Source organism: Alteromonas abrolhosensis (genome assembly GCF_001953635.1).
In the GTDB taxonomy this organism is placed as follows: Bacteria; Pseudomonadota; Gammaproteobacteria; order Enterobacterales; family Alteromonadaceae; genus Alteromonas; species Alteromonas abrolhosensis.
The window spans coordinates 486,839-505,232 of the sequence record NZ_MEJH01000003.1; the positions used below are offsets into that span (position 1 = coordinate 486,839).

Consider the following 18,394-nt stretch of genomic DNA (forward strand, 5'->3'; position numbering starts at 1 on the left):
TGTTAGCGGGTCAAACTGTTCACTACTTTTTCAACGTTTTCTGACATACTTTTCATCGAGCGCGACATATCATCACGCTGTGCAAGCTGATGGTATTTTTCAGAAGATGTAACCACATTGCTAATAATTGCTTCTACCTGCTGTAGTACAGCCTCTTGTTCATCTGCAGCTTCGTTAAGCGCTACAACTACACTGGCTGTTTCTTGAATATCCCTAACCACGTTATTAAGTGTTTCAAGCGCTGTCGCCGCTTCGGCCGCATTAGTGTCTGATAACTGTTTGCCTGACGACATTGCTGCTACTGCACCTTTTGCTTCAGATTCGAAACTACTCAAGATATCGTTGATTTCCTTTGTAGACTGTTGAGTTTTAGCGGCAAGTGCCCGAACCTCATCAGCAACCACAGCAAAGCCTCGGCCATGCTCGCCCGCTCTAGCGGCTTCGATTGCTGCATTGAGTGCCAGCAGGTTAGTCTGATCAGCAATCTCATTGATCACGTTTACCACTTTCAGAATATTAGTACTTCGGCTTTGCAGTTCAGACACAATATTACTTGATTCCGTCACTGTTTTAGCTAACTGCTTAAAACCTGCATTGGCGCTTTCGAACGTGGCGTAGCAACTCGCTACGTTCTTTTCAGAGTTATTGGTCGCCACAGCAACTTGATCGGTAATAGCCACTAAGTTCTGTACAATTTCCTTTAGCTTATCTGTGCTGCTATCAAGAGAGCGTGACGCATCTCGTTGACCATTTGCTCCTTCCATAATGGATTGGCTTACATTACCTAAGGTACCAAATGCCTTCTCCATTTCTCTCTCTGCTTGTTGCAGTTGTGCAACCGAGTCCTTTAATTTGTACTGTAATGCTCGTGCGGAATCTGCAAGCATGCCTAGCTCATGGTCACTGGCATAGGTCAAATTGTAGTCGTAGCGGCTATTAGCTAGATTTGCTATACACGCTGCAACCTGCTTTGTTGGTTTAATAACTTGAGAGCGCAAACGAGCAATCACATATACGACGGAAGCCACAGACAGTGAAATCGCTGCTAATAGAATAATCCACAACATAGTTCGCGTATTAGCTTTAAGTTCAGTAATCGCATTCGCTGAATCCGCTGCGATTTGTGAAGCGATTCCTGAAAGGAGCTTAGCAGGCTCTCTATCTATACCTCGAACAAAGCTATCCCCAACCTTTGGGTCAAACCCTGACTTAACGAATGCGTCGTAACCTTCGCGGTACTTCTCAGCCATTAGCGCGTGGGCTTTTTGAAATTGCCTAATATCAGACTTTACGCTTTCACTTATCACATTACTTGATAGCATCTGGTCAAACTGACGAGTGATATCCGCTTCTCGCTGTTGGAATCGCTCCCAGTATTTCTCTCTATCTTCCCTCTTGTGACCGCGCAATAGCACATTTTTCCACTCTTGCACCTGGGTTTTAAACGCACTAAGCGTGTTGTTAACGTCTCGTTCAGACTGAACAAGCGTGTTCTCTAGCTCATCGAATGAATTCAGCAAAGAGAAGGATTTTAAAATTGACGCACCGTTTAACAGTACAAGAATTAAAAAGCTGGCTAGAACAGGCGTCATCACCAAACGGCTGATGCTTGTGTAATTGAACACGATTTAACCTTTAGTAAAAATAAAAAGAAGGACGGCGCCATTAAATGATATTTTTATGACGCTACGGTTACATTGAGCAAATACGTAATGTTTTTTCTGTCTGGAGAGTTTAAATTAAATTGATAGATACACAATGGCACTGTCGTAGCTGGTTTATTGAAACTTCCACTATTTTACTGATGTTGAAGATTGGAAATAGCGTTCTTTAACGGTGAATTCGACGTTTTATAAAACCATTAAGCTGACCTCATTGACTCTTTACCTGCAATTAATGATAGGGAAACTTGTTAAATTTGGTCTGGTCTAGTAACTTACTTCGGGCTTCTTATGCCTATGAAAATAAACTACTCAGGTGAGTTTGAAATTTAAGTCTACACGGAATCGAGTAATGAAAAGCTTGTTAAAGAATAGTTATTATATAATCAGGGATCGCTTGTTTTTTTCACGTAAAGTAAACTTTTTAGTGTGCGGTACCCAGAAGGGAGGTACTACAGCGCTTGCAGAGTATTTAAGTGAACATCATGAAATCTGCATGGCCAAGAGAAAAGAGGTCCACTTTTTTGACAAGGTAGAATTGCCCGATTATTCGCACTATCACGCATTTTTTTCTCCAAAGAAGCACCACAAGGTTTTGGGCGAAGCTACACCTATTTACATGTATTGGGACAATGCTCCTGAACGCATACATGAATACAACTCCCAGATGAAGTTAATCGTCGTGCTTAGAAACCCTGTCGATAGGGCTTATTCTCATTGGAATATGACACGCAATAGAGGTCAGGAACCACTATCATTTAGAGAAGCTATAGAATGCGAAGAAGCACGCTGTAAAGATAAAAAGTCGGAGGATAGTAGACGATACTCTTACGTAGACCGAGGACATTATTTAGAACAACTGGAAAGACTGTGGAGCCTATTTCCACGGGAAAATATACTTGTATTGAAAAACGAAGACCTCAAAAACTTTCCACAGGAAACATTGAATAAAGTTTGCGATTTTATCGGCGTTTCACACCTAGATAATGTTCAGAAAAGGGACGTGCACTCAAGAACATATGAATCCAAGATTTCAGAAGATGACAGAGCGTATTTACAGGCGGTCTATGCTGATGGGATTAAAGGTTTAGAAAAAGAACTCGGTTGGAATTGTAGTGAATGGCTTGTCTAAAGAGAATTGTCTTGCTCTCTTTAGACAAGGATAATTAAGACATAACCGCTAGCTAATAAAATTCAAATTTGAAAACCGAGCTGACGAACACGTTTCAACGAATCGTTATCATACGAACTCAAATCTGTACTTTTGTAACGCCCTAATGAAGAAGGGGCTTTAGGTAGCGTTACCATCGATGCGAAGCAGCCATCAGACACGTCGACGTCCGCGAACGCTAAAAGGTTTTTTATTGGCTCAACAGGGTCACTACATAATTCATCGTAATTGATTATAAGTACCCTGTCTTGGCCATATAGCTTTTGAAATTCCACCACCCTTTCATTAGCGATTAACCAATATTCCAATGACCGTTGTCTTATTTCACTTGGTGAGCACCTTGTTTCAACCCCCCACATCGCTCCCCAATTTAGTAGTTGTTGTTGGTTTTCACTTAAAGACATGTCGAGACCATGTCGTATAGTGTGAACATACTTCATCTCTGGGTAGTAATCGAACAACTGGTGAAGGAGAATATGGCTGTTAGGCTCCTTCCATCCCCATCGCCCAGATACTTCTGGCTTTTTAGTTTGAGCCATTAATTGTTCGGTTACAAAACGTCGAGCCCAATGTCTACCAAGACCTAGCGTCGTCTCCCCCCTTTGAGCCCAAGAAAACAACACTTTCAATAACGTTGTCTTTTCGCTTAGCGAAAGCGGTTTATTTAACAGAAGAGCTTCATGCAACGCAATGTAACGGTCTAGGGGAAGTCCGTTTTTTAGAACTTTAAAAAGCCACTTATTGCGTTTGAAAATTAGTGTGAAAGAGAGATTATCGCTTGCTGGATTCAAGCTATAGCCAAGATGAATACCAGCCAGCATCATTATTTCAGCTACAACGCGGGTTCCGCTACCTCCCACGCCACCTATAACTAAAGGAGAGTTGATTGTACAGCCATTTCCATGTGTATTTTTCATAGTTCCTCTGAGAATTGTTTTATGGCATTAAAAACAACCCGTTATGATAATAACCAGAACTAATCCTGAAGCTGACACCTTGAACAGCTCATTTAACAACCAAAGTATTACGAAATGTACATTTTTTCAACAAAAATATTAAGCGGGATAAAGGGGGCTGGCTTGAAACAAAAAACCGGCAATTTGCCGGTTTTTTTGTTATCTAAGTATTACTCCCACTCAATCGTAGCAGGCGGCTTACCAGAAATATCGTAAACTACACGGCTAATGCCGTCGATTTCATTGATAATGCGATTAGACACTTTACCTAGGAAGTCGTATGGCAAGTGTGCCCAGTGAGCTGTCATGAAGTCGATGGTCTCTACTGCACGAAGGCTTACAACCCAGTCGTATTTACGCGCATCACCCATTACGCCGACTGAGCGCACAGGAAGAAATACGGTGAACGCTTGGCTTACTTTTTGATACAAATCAGCTGCATATAGCTCTTCAATAAAGATAGCGTCTGCACGACGTAGTAAGTCGCAATATTCTTTCTTAATTTCACCAAGTACACGAACACCTAGACCTGGACCAGGGAACGGGTGACGGTAAAGCATGTCGTACGGTAAACCTAGCTCAAGGCCGATTTTGCGTACTTCGTCTTTAAAGAGTTCACGCAGTGGCTCAACAAGACCTAGCTCCATATCTTCTGGAAGACCACCTACGTTGTGATGCGATTTGATCACGTGCGCTTTACCCGTTGCAGAACCCGCTGATTCGATAACGTCTGGGTAAATGGTACCTTGCGCTAACCACTTCGCGTTTTCACGCTTGCCCGCTTCTTCGTCAAATACACGAACGAACTCATTACCAATAGCTTTACGTTTCAGCTCAGGGTCTTCAATGCCTTTTAGGCGATCAAGAAAGCGCTCTTCAGCGTCTACACGGATGATGTTTAGGCCAAAGTGGTCACCAAACATTTCCATAACCTGATCAGCTTCATTTAAACGAAGCAGGCCATTGTCTACAAACACACAGGTAAGTTTGTCACCGATTGCGCGGTGAAGCAGCATTGCTGTTACTGACGAGTCTACGCCGCCTGAAAGGCCAAGGATAACTTCCTCATCGCCCACTTTTTCTTTTATGCGTTCAATGGCATCGTCGATAATTGCGCCAGCTGTCCACAGCTTTTCACATTTACAGATGTCCATTACAAAGTGAGTCAATAGACGCATACCTTGACGAGTGTGAGTCACTTCAGGGTGGAACTGCACACCATAGAATTGCTTCTCTGCGTTGTACATTGCAGCATGCGGACATGAAGCGGTTTGCGCGATGGTTTCAAAACCTTCAGGAATAGCCGCCACTTTATCGCCGTGGCTCATCCATACGTCAAGCAGCGCCGCGCCGTTATCGCCAATGGCATCTTCAATTTTATCTAGCAGCGGACTTGGCTTTATCACTTCCACTTGCGCATAACCAAATTCACGCTTGTCAGAACCCAGTACGCCACCACCTAGCTGTTGTGCCATGGTTTGCATGCCATAGCATACGCCTAGCACTGGCACGCCAGCTTCAAATACGTACTCGGGCGCGCGTGGCGAGCCTTCTTCGGTGACTGACTCTGGGCCACCTGACAGAATAATCCCTTGTGGATTAAATTCGCGAATTTGCTCTTCGGTTACATCCCAAGCCCAAAGCTCACAGTAAACGCCAATTTCGCGAACACGACGTGCTATCAACTGCGTGTATTGCGAGCCAAAATCCAAAATAAGTATGCGTTGGTCGTGGATATTTGTGGTCATGTTTTATTTTTACCCGTTAAATAAAAGAACAAAGGCTGGTGTAGTACCAGCCTCGCAGTCGTCGGTCGCCTTAACCTAAACGGTAGTTTGGCGCTTCTTTGGTAATGCTTACATCGTGAACGTGGCTCTCGCCCATTCCGGCTGAAGTTACGCGCACAAATTGTGCCTTGGTATTGAGCTCTTCAATCGTTGCGCAGCCCGTTAAGCCCATGGCTGAGCGCAAGCCGCCCATTTGCTGATGGATAATATTAGCAATTGGACCTTTGTACGCTACGCGGCCTTCAATACCTTCTGGTACTAATTTCTCAGCGTTATCAGAATCTTGGAAGTAACGGTCTGACGAACCGTGGCTTTGATCCATAGCGCCTAGTGAACCCATACCGCGATATGACTTGTAATAACGGCCTTGGAAAAGTTCCACTTCCCCTGGCGCTTCTTCAGTACCTGCTAACATGCTGCCAACCATTACGCAGCTTGCGCCAGCGGCCAACGCCTTAGCAATGTCACCCGAGAAACGTATACCGCCGTCAGCGATAACTGGAATGTCAGTATCTTTCAGCGCTTCTACTGCATCTGATACCGCAGTAATTTGAGGCACACCGCAACCGGTTACGATACGGGTAGTACAAATTGAACCAGGGCCAATACCTACTTTAACAGCATCTACACCAGCTTCGGCAAGAGCTTTCGCGCCATCGCCCGTCGCAACATTACCCGCAATAATTTGTACATCAGGGTAGTCAGCACGCACTTTCTTAACGCGGTCAATAACGCCCTGTGAGTGACCGTGAGAGGTATCGATAAGTAGAACGTCAACGCCTGCATCTACAAGTAGTGCAATACGTTCGTCAGTACCTGGACCGACGCTTACCGCTGCACCAACGCGAAGACGACCAAGCGAGTCTTTACATGCATTTGGCTTATTTTCTGCTTTTTGGAAGTCTTTAACGGTGATAAGGCCCGTAAGCTTAAACGCATCGTCAACCACAAGAATTTTTTCAATGCGGTGTTCGTGCATAAGGTCTAACACAACTTCAGAACTTGCACCTTCTTTAACAGTTACCAGATCATCCTTGCCGGTCATAACGTTACTAATAGGAAGGTTTAAACGCTTTTCAAAACGAAGGTCACGGCCTGTCACAATACCGATTAGGTTATTGTCTTTGTCAGTTACCGGGAAGCCAGAATAGCCTAGACGTTTAGACAGCGTGATAACTTCGCCGATGGTCGCATTTTCTTCCACCGTTACTGGGTCAGATACCACACCACTTTCGTATTTCTTAACTTCACGTACGTGTTTGGCTTGCTCTTCAGGTTTCATGTTTTTATGAATGAAACCAATACCACCCTCTTGGGCTAGCGCAATAGCTAGGCGGGCTTCAGAAACCGTGTCCATGGCAGCAGACACCATTGGAATATTTAACGTTACACCACGGGTAAGACGCGTTTGTAAGTTTGCTGTGTGAGGGAGGACGGTCGAGTGGCCGGGAACCAGCAACACATCGTCGAACGTCAGGGCTTCTTGGATGATACGTAGCATGCAACAACACCTATTCAGTTGAGGGTTAATTGCGGCGCAATTGTAGTGTTTTTTAGTTTTCAGGTAAACTCTAAATGTATTAAACCCAGTGATTTTTTTTATGTTTACAAATTCGCCATCTACGTCTCGACAAATTTTAACAGTTACCAAGCTAAATCGCTTAGCCAGAACCGTGTTGGAGGGCGAAATTGGCCTTGTTTGGCTATCGGCTGAAATATCTAACTTTGTGGCGGCAGCATCAGGCCATTGGTATTTCACCTTAAAAGACAACAAAGCTCAGGTGCGCGCGGCTATGTTCAAAGGCTCAAACCGCAATGTTCGCATTCGCCCGAAAGAAGGCGATAAAATTTTAGTGCGAGCATCAGTAGGCCTATATGAAGCGCGCGGTGACTATCAACTCGTCGTTGAACACATGGAAAGTGATGGTGAAGGTGCGCTTAAGCAAGCATTCGAAGCGCTGAAGTTCAAACTCAATAACGAAGGTTTCTTCGACGCTACCAAAAAGCGCCCTTTACCTGAACGTATTAATCGCATAGGCGTAATAACTTCATCAAGCGGCGCAGCGCTGCACGATGTATTAAGTGTATTAAAGCGACGAAGCCCGCAAACTGAAATCATTGTTTATCCGTCGATGGTTCAAGGTGAGACCGCCCCTTTACAGTTAATTAATGCATTGAAAACGGCTAACAGCCGCGCAGAAGTGGATGTGCTATTACTTACGCGAGGCGGGGGTTCGTTGGAAGACTTGTGGTGTTTTAATGATGAGAGCTTGGCAAGAGAAATCGCCGCAAGTAATCTGCCTATTGTTAGCGCCGTGGGCCATGAAGTGGATTTCACGATAAGTGACTTCGTCGCTGATGTTCGCGCCCCCACCCCATCCGCTGCGGCTGAAATTTTAAGCCAGGATTCTGCAGCCCTTTACCATACGTTAAGTCAACAAAAACAGCGTTTAGCGAGGGCAATTCATCAGTACCTTCAAACCAGCAAGCAGCAGCTTGTTTTAAAGAAACAACGGCTAAATGCATTGCATCCACAAAGTCGCATTCAGTCACAGTGGCAAACATTAGACAGGCTACAACTTCGTTTAGCGCATAAGATGCAAAGCGATTTAGCGAAAGCAGAGAAGCAACTACATGCTCTTGAGTACAGGCTAAACCAACAGTCACCATCGGCAGGTGTGGCACGAGCACAAGACAAATTGAACTATGCTAGAACAAAGCTTTTATCAAGTATGAATGCGCTTATTAAAAGTAAAAAAAGTGAACTTGGCGCTAAGGTCAGCCTCTTACAGTCTGTAAGTCCTCTTTCAACGTTAGCCCGCGGTTACAGCATCACATTTACCGACCAAACAGCCATAAACAGTGTGAATAAAGTAAATGTAGGCGATGAGATTAAATCTCGAGTGACTGACGGTGAAATAACCAGTACAGTGACAGGTATTCAGCGTCAATAGGTAGCCTTTAGTATAATGCTCGTTCATGTAAACGCATTTTCAATTTTCAGTTTTCGCCGGCGGGCCAATGCAATCTGGGGCCTAATATCGCGCCAATTAGTAATCGCAAAGATTATGTCACCTTTATGTGTGTGCATTTTGGCGCTTGTACCTAACTTATCTTTTGCATCTATGGTAAACCAGCCTGTCTCAGTGTTCTCTACCTACCCTAGCGAAACCTTAATCAAGGCTTGTGACGCGCAACAAAAATTGAACGAATCAGATATCAACTCAACCGCTATCGCCGAACACTGCTTTGAAGATGCTATCTCACCTGATAGCTTCATCAAGGTTCTTCGTGAATCCGGAGAATTTAGTAACCTGCTTCCTTATGGCGAAGGTAACGATTACGAGCTACTGATTGCGAACGTTGGTTCAGCGCCAAGTATACATCTAGGCCATTCAAAGCAGTTCGCGGAGTTCACTCTTCAGTGGCGTGGAATAGAAATAGATTCTTCTTCATTTGATTCTGATATAGATAACAGCGATGAAAAAGCCGAACAAACGAGTATTGATAACCAGCAAGTTCAATCGCTAATTAATCGCTGGCTCCAATACGCCAAACATACTGGGTTATTTACCAGTCAGTTTTTGTTTACTGCCCTAGAAGCCAGTAATTATGAAATTGGTTTACGCGTGCCAGAAACAGTAGGCGAGTTTACTAAATTAGATACACAACTTTTTGCCGACCCGTTTAGCGGTTCGATTACTCGTTATACTCATCCGGATTATGAGGATGCCTTAGTTGACGTAACTGTGTATCCGTTTTTAGCTCAACTATCGCAAGAAGAGAGTGAGTTGTTACCGAAGCAGTTAGAAAGTGACCTTCAGAAAGCTAACACTGCGGCCAACTTACAACATCTAAACTTGTCTCAGGTGAGTCCAGCTTCCCGTTACGAGGTAAATGGCTCACTGGTTGGATGGAAGTTGGGACTAAGCGCGACGTCAGACACTTCACCGACAATTTACGCTACGACTTACGTTTTCAGACAGCAAGATAAAATCGTGAAAGTGTCTACAACCTTCCCCCCCGACTTTTCAGACAACATCGTCAATCAGTTAATTGTTAATGTTGAAGTGCCCGAAGAGTCGAATATGATGAAAAAGGTCCGCTCATTGCTCTTAGAAAGCAAGTATTGATGGTTTAATGCTGAAAAGGTCTAGACCCTTTCTTAGCTAAGAACCACTGTACCGAGCGAACCGTCCCTGACTTTATTTTTCGATAAAGCGCTTCATAAGACTGTTCGACTTACGCTTCACGTTACTACTTAGAAAGTGAACTTTCGCCTGTTCTTTGGGTTTGTATCTGTCAAACCAGTTATAAACTTGGTCTTTTTGAAGCGGTTGTGATACTGAGTGCAATTTTTCCACTGACATTACTCTTCCTTAACGTGGATTAAATACGGTCGTCTTCTAAGCTACGAAAACCGTCACACTCACTTCTTCAGTGCTTTTCTTCTATTTGAAAGAAGGAAAAATAGACCTGCACCGAACAAGCTAAATGCTGCTGGCTCTGAGACACTTGTAGCAGTCGGCGAGTAATCAAATTCTACGAACACTTTACCCCAAGAACCTGTGGAGAACTCGTTGGTAAAACTACCTGAGCCACCTTCAACTTGGTTAAACACGTTTGTTCTAGCATCAGTAGAAAATAAAAACTCAATGGGTGTTCCTGCCAAAAATGCTGACAAGTCAACGTTAGATAACATTCCTGAACGTTCGCCTGTTGTAACGTCGAATTCGAACTCAGCGGAGTCTTCTCCTGGGATCATTGTAAATGTCCCCTCAGGCGAACTTTGCGCTGAGACAAGAGGATTTATAAAGTTTGCTGGTTCAAATATAAACGTATCAGCTACGCTACTGGAAACTTGCCAATTTGATGCGAGAAAGATATTAACATCTGTTCGCCCTGGCTCTGAACTTCCATTGACTGATCGCCCTTCGCTGTCTATCTGTCCATAGACCATTATGTTAACAGCATTCAATGTACCCAGTGTTTGATCGAATGCATCAATAAACACGCTTTCAGATAGGGGCGAGACATCAGCCACATCGAAAGGACTTCCTTGTTCACCAAAGGATACTTCTTGCGTAATAATTGCGGCTTTTATTGGCATTGTAGTCGCTGCAACGATGGCAGCGGCAATAATTCGCTTCTTCATAAATTCATCCTGATCATAGAGTTAGAATTACCCCAACGGCCGAAGGGGCAATCGTTATTTGCAAGAACAGAACCATAGATTGTTTTATGCGCAATACCGCATGCAGTCTGGGTTGGTTGAATTTTTAATTTTTAAGCAAAAATTAAAATTTTTTTAAACTCGGAAAATATTACACTTTAGTTGTAATTATGACTGATCCGTTACTTATTGGCACAAGCGATGCTAAACAAACGATGCAATGAATGCTGCGAAGTGTTCGTTTTGCCACAACAGTACATAATCAGGAAGAACAGATTGTGAGAAAACTTTCCGAAATTGGGCAAGTGGTAGCTTGAAATATCAGTAATAAAAAGATGTAATTTCGAAGCACAATTGAGCTTAGCCAGCTTGACTCATTAACAAAAACGCTACGCTTTTATACGTAGCGCTGGTCTTCGGTGTGCTATTTCTTATCTTTGTAATAAGACATCATCCGACGGCGCTTGCGCTGCTGCGCCAAGGTCAAATTAGTTTTCTTACCTTCAAATGGGTTATTACCCTCTCTGAATTCTATCTTGATGGGCGTGCCCATAATTTCTAGCGCTTTTCTAAAGTAATTCATCAAAAAGCGCTTATACGAACTGGGTAAGTCATCAACTTGGTTACCGTGAATCACGATAACTGGCGGGTTGTAACCACCTGCGTGAGCATACTTCATTTTAACTCGGCGGCCGCGTACGAGTGGAGGTTGATGGTCATCCTGCGCCATTTCCATAATTTGTGTAAGCAACGCGGTATTAATACGCTTGGTCGCGCTCATATATGCTTCTTGTACAGACTCAAATAAGTTACCCACACCTGAGCCATGAAGTGCAGAGATAAAGTGAATTCTCGCGAAATCAATAAAGCCTAGGCGGCGGTCCATTTCGCGCTTTATGTCATCTTTAACATCTGTGCTTAAACCGTCCCACTTGTTCACAGCAACCACTAAAGAACGCCCTGAATTAAGTACAAAGCCTAATAAGCTAAGATCTTGGTCGGTAATACCTTCTCTGGCATCAATGACCAATAACACTACGTTAGCTTCTTCAATAGCCTGAAGGGTTTTTACAATAGAGAACTTCTCTACGGCTTCGCTGATTTTTTTGCGCTTTCTTACGCCCGCAGTGTCAATTAGAATGTATTCTCGCTCATCCCTTTCCATTGGAATGTACACACTATCACGGGTGGTGCCAGGCATGTCGAATACTACTACGCGCTCTTCACCTAAGATGCGATTTGTCAGTGTCGACTTGCCAACGTTGGGCTTACCTACGATAGCAAGTTTGATAGGCAACTCTTGTAAGCGCTGACGCTGGGTTTCAGCATCCTCTTCTTCTTCAGGCTCTTCATCAACAATTTCCATGTCTGGGAAGTCGGATTCAAGTGGCTTTAAGGCGTCCTGCAACAATTGGCTTACACCGCGACCGTGTGCAGCAGCAATTTGCTTAATATCACCTAAGCCTAACGAGTAGAATTCCGCACTTTCGCTATCGCCGTCGATTCCGTCAACCTTGTTCGCCACAACAAACACTTTTTTGTTTATGCGTCGAAGGTGGTCAGCAATCCCTTGGTCAGCAGGAAGCATACCTGCTCGAGCATCAACCAAGAATAAAACTACATCTGCTTCTTCAATAGCCAACAAAGATTGCTGCGCCATTTCAGCATCAATGCCCTCCTCATCGCCTGTAATACCGCCGGTATCCACTACGATGAACTGGCGCTTTTCAAATTTCGCTTGGCCGTACTTACGGTCGCGAGTTAACCCCGGGTAGTCAGCAACAAGTGCATCACGGGTATTTGTAAGGCGATTAAACAAGGTTGATTTACCAACATTAGGGCGGCCAACCAAAGCAACAACGGGTAACATTTATTCAGATCCTAAGGGTCATGAAAGCTAATAAGCACAAGCCACATATGCCACCCATTACAAGTAACGTTTGGGAGAAGTAGTCTCTAACGATTGGTGGATTACTATGAGGCTTTTAAGAATGGGCGCATTATACCTTGTTCACTACCTAATACCAATGGCGTTCAATAACAAGGATGAAGAAGGCTTTGCCTGTTGAAAAAGGATGTATCCGGGCACTGCGAAAATTAGTTGATGTAAAAAAGGCATCTCAAGTCAAACTTGAAATGCCTTTGATATTCAGTAGTTATCTACAACTTGTGGCTATTTAGGAACTCGCACCGAGGCAACTACACCGTTTCGAGTTACCGCAATAATGCTCTCTTCTACTTTTAATGGCGCAGCAAAGATTGAATCATCTTCATCATCGCCGCCTACATCTAAGCGAGCAACGACTTTACCTGTTTCTTGCTCAATCCAGTGCAAAAAGCCCCAATTGTCACCAACAACAACGTGTTCACCTACCGGTGTTGCCGCTGTTAATGAACGATGCTTAAGTGAACCCTGAGACCAAAGCTCTACACCGTTTCGTCTATCAAGGGCATAAACGTTGGAGTTGTTATCTACAACAAAAATTTTGTTGCCGTCGATATTCAAATTGCGAAATGATGCATATTCACGCTTCCAGATAACACGACCTGAGCGCAGCTCCACAGCAGCCAGTGTTCCGTTATAAGAAACTGTATAAACCGTTCCACCAAATAAAACGGGTGTGGTATCAATATCTACAATACGTTCAAGTTCTGTTGCACCAGAAGGCGTGGCGATGACGGTTTCCCACGCAAGTACGCCCGTTTCGATAAGATTAACCTGAATCTTACCTGTTGGTGTGCCGATGATAGCACCACCGTTTGATGCAATTGGGCCAGAGATGCCACGTAGTGTTAGTGGAGGTGTATCGCCTTCGTGTCTCCACAGCTGCTCTCCGGTACGTGTACTAAAGCCAAACAAGCTACCAGCGCCCGTGTTAACCACTAAGATACCTTCATCAGCAGCCGGAGCCGCTAAAATCTCACCTGGAACAGATGCATCCCAAACAAGCTCACCAGTTTCCGCGTCCATTGCAGCTACATAACCGTTTTCAGTACCAATAAATACATGTCTGTCTGCTACTGCGATTCCGCCAATACGTGCAGTCTCACCACTACGCCATAAATTAGTGACCGAGCTCAGCATGCCCTCTGAACGAAACTGTGCGAAATCTTTCTCCCACAACACTTTTCCCGTTTCAGGATCCATTGCGACAACAGCTCCATGGCGGTCAGCAGCATAGAGCTTGTCATAGGCATAAACTGGGCGGAGGCGAGAAAAATAATGGTTAACACCGTCACCAATGTCTCGTTCCCACACAAGTTGTGGGGAGAACTTAGCTTCAATTGGTTTGAGATGGCGAATTTCCAACTCTTCTTCATCAGCAAACCAGTCTGAAATAGTAGAACAGCCTGACATTGTGATAGACACCGCGAGTGCCATACCTATCGTGCGAGCAAATCGACCTTTACGGCCACACGTGTTGTGAAACAAATTGCGTACCTCTTTATTATTTATACCAGCCCAAAGGCCATCGCTTACTGCGCAGCAGATACCGAAAGGTTATCTAGCTTCATTTGTAAAAGCGGATTATTGGCATTTTTTTCTAACGCATTTGAATAAGCTAAGCGAGCATCGTCAAACTTGCCTTGTTTTTGATACACATCGCCTTTTAATTCAGAAACTTCTGCTGAAAATGCGTCATTTGTTACGTTGCTAAGCGTAGACAACGCCGCGTCCAGCTGGTTCATTTCAATTTGCACACGAGACAAACGAAGTGAAGCAAGTACTTTTAATTCATCATTTTCGGCAAAGGTAACAACGTGATTAAGGTGTGACGCTGCCGCATCTAAATCACCCGTATCTACCGCTTGCTTGGCAGCAAGAAGACTAGCGATGCTTGCATAACCACTATCTTTATTTTCTTCGATGAAAGCCTTAACTTTTGCGTCACTGCCTTCGGTACCAAAAGTCTCTACGGCATTTTGATAAGCAACAGATGCCGCTTCTTTACTTTCAATTTGCGCTTCTGAATACGCTCTCCAGCCCCAAAGTCCACCTAGACCAAGTGCTGCACCCACGATGATCGCCGTACCGTGCTCTTTCCAAAAACGTTTAATCGCTTCTACTTGTTGTTCTTCTGTTGCGAACTGTTCCATGATGTCCTCTTTTTATTTTGCGCTCAGCATCTCTGCAACCTTACCAGATAAGGTATCGAAGCTGACTGTAACTTGTTCTTGACCATCGCGTAGTGGTTTAACACCTACTTCACGAGACTGCATTTCGTCATTACCTAAAAGCAGCGCTAAACGTGCACCTGTTTTATCTGCACGCTTTAGTTGTTTTTTAAAGTTGCCACCGCCACAGTGCATCATTATGCGTGTATTAGGAAGCGTATTTCGAAGGTGTTCAGCTACTTCAATAGCGTAAGACTGTGCCTCATCGCCCATCGCTGTGACGTATACGTCAGCGAAGCTCAGGTCCTGACCTTCTTCAGTTAATGTAGTTAGCAACAGTACCAGACGTTCAATGCCCATAGCAAAACCAACTGCTGGCGTTGCTTTGCCACCCAGCTGCTCTACCAAGCCATCGTAACGGCCTCCAGCACAAACTGTACCTTGGGCTCCCAGGCTATCTGTGACCCACTCGAACACTGTGCGGTTGTAGTAATCTAATCCGCGCACTAAACGAGGATTTATTTCAAACTCAATGCCTGCTTGCGTTAAGCGTGCGCATAAGGTTTCAAAGTGTACTTTAGATTCTTCGTCAAGGTGATCGATAAGGGCTGGCGCATCGGCAATAGCAGCTTGTACATCAGGATTCTTTGAATCGAGTACACGAAGTGGATTTGTTTCAAGACGGCGCAGTGAATCTTCGTCTAGCTGGTCCGCACGCTCTTTTAAGAATTCAACTAGCGTATCGCGATATGCAGCGCGAGCTTCGTTTGAACCTAAGGTGTTGATTTGAAGTTTTACGTGCTGCTGGATACCGAAAGCCTTCCAAAAACGTGCACTAAGGAGAATCACTTCTAAGTCGATGTCAGGGCCGTCCATACCGTAGGTCTCTACACCGAACTGGTGGAACTGACGATAGCGCCCTTTTTGTGGACGTTCATGACGGAACATCGGCCCCATGTACCACAGCCGTTGTTGCTGGTTGTACAATAAACCGTGTTCGTTACCCGCACGCACACAACTTGCCGTACCTTCCGGACGCAGCGTTAGGCTGTCGCCATTTCTATCTTCGAAGGTATACATTTCTTTTTCAACGATATCGGTAACCTCACCGATAGAGCGTTTAAATAAGTCTGTGCTTTCAACAATGGGAGTACGTATTTCTTGGTAACCATAACTCGCCACAACCTGACGAAGTACAGATTCTACCTTTTGCCATGTACCGGAAATCTCCGGTAGGCAGTCATTCATGCCTCGAATTGCCTGAATAGTCTTAGCCACGTGAAATTCTCATACTGCTAAATAGTGAAAAGCCCCGCATTATAGGGGCTTTGGAAGTAAACAACAATGAACAAAAAATGTCTTAGTCTTTAACTGATACCTGAATTTTATTTTGTTCACTCATACGCGATGCTTTGGCGCGAATTTTTGCTTCAAGCTTATCGACAAGATCATCGTTAGGCAGACGCTCTTTAACGCGTTTGCCATCTTCATATAGACCACTCATATTACGTGCGCCAGTAAGGCCTAAATCAGACACTTCTGCTTCGCCTGGACCGTTAACCACGCAACCGATAATAGAGACATCCATTGGCGTGAGTATATCTTCCAATCGCTGTTCAAGGGCATTCACCGTGCCGATTACATCGAACTCTTGTCGTGAACAACTCGGGCAAGCAATAAAGTTTATACCGCGCGAACGAATACGCAGTGACTTCAAAATATCAAAGCCTACCTTGATTTCTTCCACTGGGTCTGCGGCTAACGATACGCGCAACGTATCACCAATACCTTCAGCTAATAGCATACCTAAGCCAACTGCACTCTTTACGGCGCCTGCGCGCTGACCACCAGCTTCGGTAATACCTAAGTGAAGCGGTTGATCTATCTTTTGTGCTAATAAACGATAGGCGCCAACGGCTAAGAACACATCTGACGCTTTTACGCTAACCTTAAACTGGTCAAAGTTGAGTTTGTCAAGAATGTCGACGTGGCGCATAGCAGATTCCACAAGGGCTTCTGGCGTTGGCTCACCGTACTTTTCTTGTAAATCTTTTTCTAACGACCCGCCGTTAACACCAATACGAATAGGAATGTTTTTGTCTTTTGCACAATCAACGACAGAACGCACACGCTCCATATTACCGATATTACCTGGGTTGATGCGCAGGCAATCCACGCCGTATTCTGCAACCTTAAGTGCAATGCGGTAGTCAAAATGAATGTCGGCCACTAGTGGCACACTCACCTGTTTTTTAATCTCTTTAAATGCTTCAGCCGCTTCCATGGTAGGTACAGATACACGAACGATCTCACCACCTACAGCAACAATACGGTTTATTTGATCGACAGTGGCAGCCACATCTGTGGTGCGCGTATTCGTCATAGATTGAACAGCAATGGGAGCGCCATCACCAATGGGGACGTTACCTACATTAATACGCGTAGACTTTCTGCGTTTAATAGGGCTTTCTGCAAACATCTAATTACCTATAAAGGAAGTGCGAAACGAGCTGTTTTACCGTTTTGGAATGAAGAAATATCAACAGACTCGCCGTTAACTGATATGCGCACATTATCCGGTGCACCGAGCGTAACTTCAACAGGAGGAACGCCTTGAATTTCCATAACCCGTCCTTTTTGCTTTACCCCATAAGCAATGGCTTCTCCAGACGCGTCTTTTATGTTAACCCAACAGTCATCGTCGAAAGTGAAAACCATAGCAATTGGCGCTGAATCAGACTGATTATTCACATTAAGGTTGGGTTGGGGTTCGTTACTACTCGCAGAATTAACCAGAGCGGTAAGGTTATTGCTATCATTTACCTCTGTATCGGGTGCTGAGATTGCACCATCATTCAAGCTGCCATCTTGATTAAAACCTGTGTCTTGATCATTGAATTCGCCAGCAGAGACTGAGCTTGTACTATTGTTCTCGAACTCACTAGACTGATTGCTTCCAATTGTATCTTCTTCGTCTGAGCGACTATTAGTAACAGAGGTGTCTGAACCATTACTAGCTGATGGGATAGGCGTATTTGCCGCCTCTCGCTTAACTGCTTCGCTTAATGGCAACTCGGCGACCGTGTCGTCACTTGGTTGCTGGTACCACCACACAACAACCGCAGCGATAATTAAAAGCAAAATAACGTACGTTACCATCATCCATCTGTCATCGTGTGTCTGTTTTGCGACACGCTTTGAAAAACTTTGCAGCTTCTCAGAAGACGGTACTGAAGTTTGATTGTGAAAACGCTCAAATGCTTCTATTACTTCTTGAGAATTCATTCCTAATTGCTTGGCATAATTTCTCACGTATCCTTTTGTAAAAGTTACTGAAGACTTTTCATCAATGATGTCATTCTCTAAATCATTGATTTGTTTAGCTTTCAAAAACAATTTATCAGCAATATCTTGTTGAGACAAACCTAGCGTTTCACGGCGCGCTTTAAGCATTGCCCCTGGACTTGGCGTGTTTTCTTGTTGTTGCGAAGTTACTTCTTGATTCGCTTTTTCTTCCGACACCATTAAAC

At 44.3% G+C, this 18,394-nt stretch carries 15 protein-coding genes; 3 read left to right on the forward strand and 12 right to left on the reverse strand.

Features of this window, described 5'->3' with window-relative positions:
• Nucleotides 1-2 precede the first annotated feature (2 nt).
• Nucleotides 3-1,625, reverse strand: a complete 1,623-nt coding sequence (locus BGK61_RS04280; protein ID WP_076012620.1) for a methyl-accepting chemotaxis protein — start codon at nt 1,623-1,625, stop codon at nt 3-5.
• 388 nt (nt 1,626-2,013) lie between these two features.
• On the opposite strand from BGK61_RS04280, the gene BGK61_RS04285 reads away from it, so the two are divergent.
• Nucleotides 2,014-2,793, forward strand: coding sequence for a sulfotransferase domain-containing protein (locus tag BGK61_RS04285; protein ID WP_014999041.1), 780 nt, complete (start codon nt 2,014-2,016; stop codon nt 2,791-2,793).
• 62 nt (nt 2,794-2,855) lie between these two features.
• Here the strand turns inward: BGK61_RS04285 and BGK61_RS04290 are convergent, their stop codons facing one another.
• The 3 genes from BGK61_RS04290 to guaB all read right to left on the reverse strand — a co-directional run bounded on the left by BGK61_RS04290 (nt 2,856) and on the right by guaB (nt 7,076).
• Nucleotides 2,856-3,749 (reverse strand): sulfotransferase family protein, encoded by an 894-nt coding sequence (locus BGK61_RS04290; RefSeq protein ID WP_076012619.1) that lies wholly within the window; start codon nt 3,747-3,749, stop codon nt 2,856-2,858.
• Between the two features lie 209 nt (nt 3,750-3,958).
• Entirely contained in the window at nt 3,959-5,536 is a 1,578-nt protein-coding gene (guaA, locus tag BGK61_RS04295; protein WP_014950157.1) for a glutamine-hydrolyzing GMP synthase, read from the reverse strand.
• 70 nt (nt 5,537-5,606) lie between these two features.
• Nucleotides 5,607-7,076 carry an IMP dehydrogenase gene (guaB, locus tag BGK61_RS04300; protein WP_076012318.1) on the reverse strand — a complete coding sequence of 490 codons (1,470 nt, stop codon included), beginning with the start codon at nt 7,074-7,076 and terminating at the stop codon, nt 5,607-5,609.
• 100 nt (nt 7,077-7,176) lie between these two features.
• Between guaB and xseA the strand changes: the two genes are divergently transcribed.
• Both xseA and BGK61_RS04310 read left to right on the forward strand, forming a co-directional pair.
• A complete protein-coding gene (gene xseA / locus BGK61_RS04305) occupies nt 7,177-8,529 on the forward strand; it encodes an exodeoxyribonuclease VII large subunit (RefSeq protein ID WP_076012317.1) in 1,353 nt (450 codons plus the stop codon).
• A gap of 114 nt (nt 8,530-8,643) precedes the next feature.
• Nucleotides 8,644-9,708, forward strand: coding sequence for a hypothetical protein (locus tag BGK61_RS04310; protein ID WP_234349512.1), 1,065 nt, complete (start codon nt 8,644-8,646; stop codon nt 9,706-9,708).
• Nucleotides 9,709-9,780: 72 nt separating this feature from the next.
• Here the strand turns inward: BGK61_RS04310 and BGK61_RS04315 are convergent, their stop codons facing one another.
• The 8 genes from BGK61_RS04315 to BGK61_RS04350 form a co-directional block, all read right to left on the reverse strand.
• Nucleotides 9,781-9,945, reverse strand: coding sequence for a hypothetical protein (locus BGK61_RS04315; RefSeq protein WP_014999046.1), 165 nt, complete (start codon nt 9,943-9,945; stop codon nt 9,781-9,783).
• A gap of 59 nt (nt 9,946-10,004) precedes the next feature.
• Complete coding sequence (locus tag BGK61_RS04320) at nt 10,005-10,730, reverse strand: choice-of-anchor E domain-containing protein (RefSeq protein WP_014999047.1); 726 nt, start codon at nt 10,728-10,730, stop codon at nt 10,005-10,007.
• Between the two features lie 442 nt (nt 10,731-11,172).
• Complete coding sequence (gene der, locus BGK61_RS04325; protein ID WP_076012315.1) at nt 11,173-12,618, reverse strand: ribosome biogenesis GTPase Der; 1,446 nt, start codon at nt 12,616-12,618, stop codon at nt 11,173-11,175.
• Between the two features lie 303 nt (nt 12,619-12,921).
• A complete protein-coding gene (gene bamB, locus BGK61_RS04330; protein WP_083648708.1) occupies nt 12,922-14,181 on the reverse strand; it encodes an outer membrane protein assembly factor BamB in 1,260 nt (419 codons plus the stop codon).
• A 44-nt stretch (nt 14,182-14,225) separates the two neighbouring features.
• Nucleotides 14,226-14,846, reverse strand: coding sequence for a YfgM family protein (locus tag BGK61_RS04335; protein ID WP_014999050.1), 621 nt, complete (start codon nt 14,844-14,846; stop codon nt 14,226-14,228).
• Nucleotides 14,847-14,858: 12 nt separating this feature from the next.
• Entirely contained in the window at nt 14,859-16,142 is a 1,284-nt protein-coding gene (gene hisS / locus BGK61_RS04340) for a histidine--tRNA ligase (protein ID WP_014999051.1), read from the reverse strand.
• Between the two features lie 82 nt (nt 16,143-16,224).
• Nucleotides 16,225-17,343, reverse strand: a complete 1,119-nt coding sequence (gene ispG / locus BGK61_RS04345) for a flavodoxin-dependent (E)-4-hydroxy-3-methylbut-2-enyl-diphosphate synthase (RefSeq protein ID WP_014950167.1) — start codon at nt 17,341-17,343, stop codon at nt 16,225-16,227.
• A gap of 8 nt (nt 17,344-17,351) precedes the next feature.
• Nucleotides 17,352-18,389, reverse strand: a complete 1,038-nt coding sequence (locus BGK61_RS04350; RefSeq protein ID WP_014999052.1) for a RodZ domain-containing protein — start codon at nt 18,387-18,389, stop codon at nt 17,352-17,354.
• Nucleotides 18,390-18,394 lie beyond the last annotated feature (5 nt).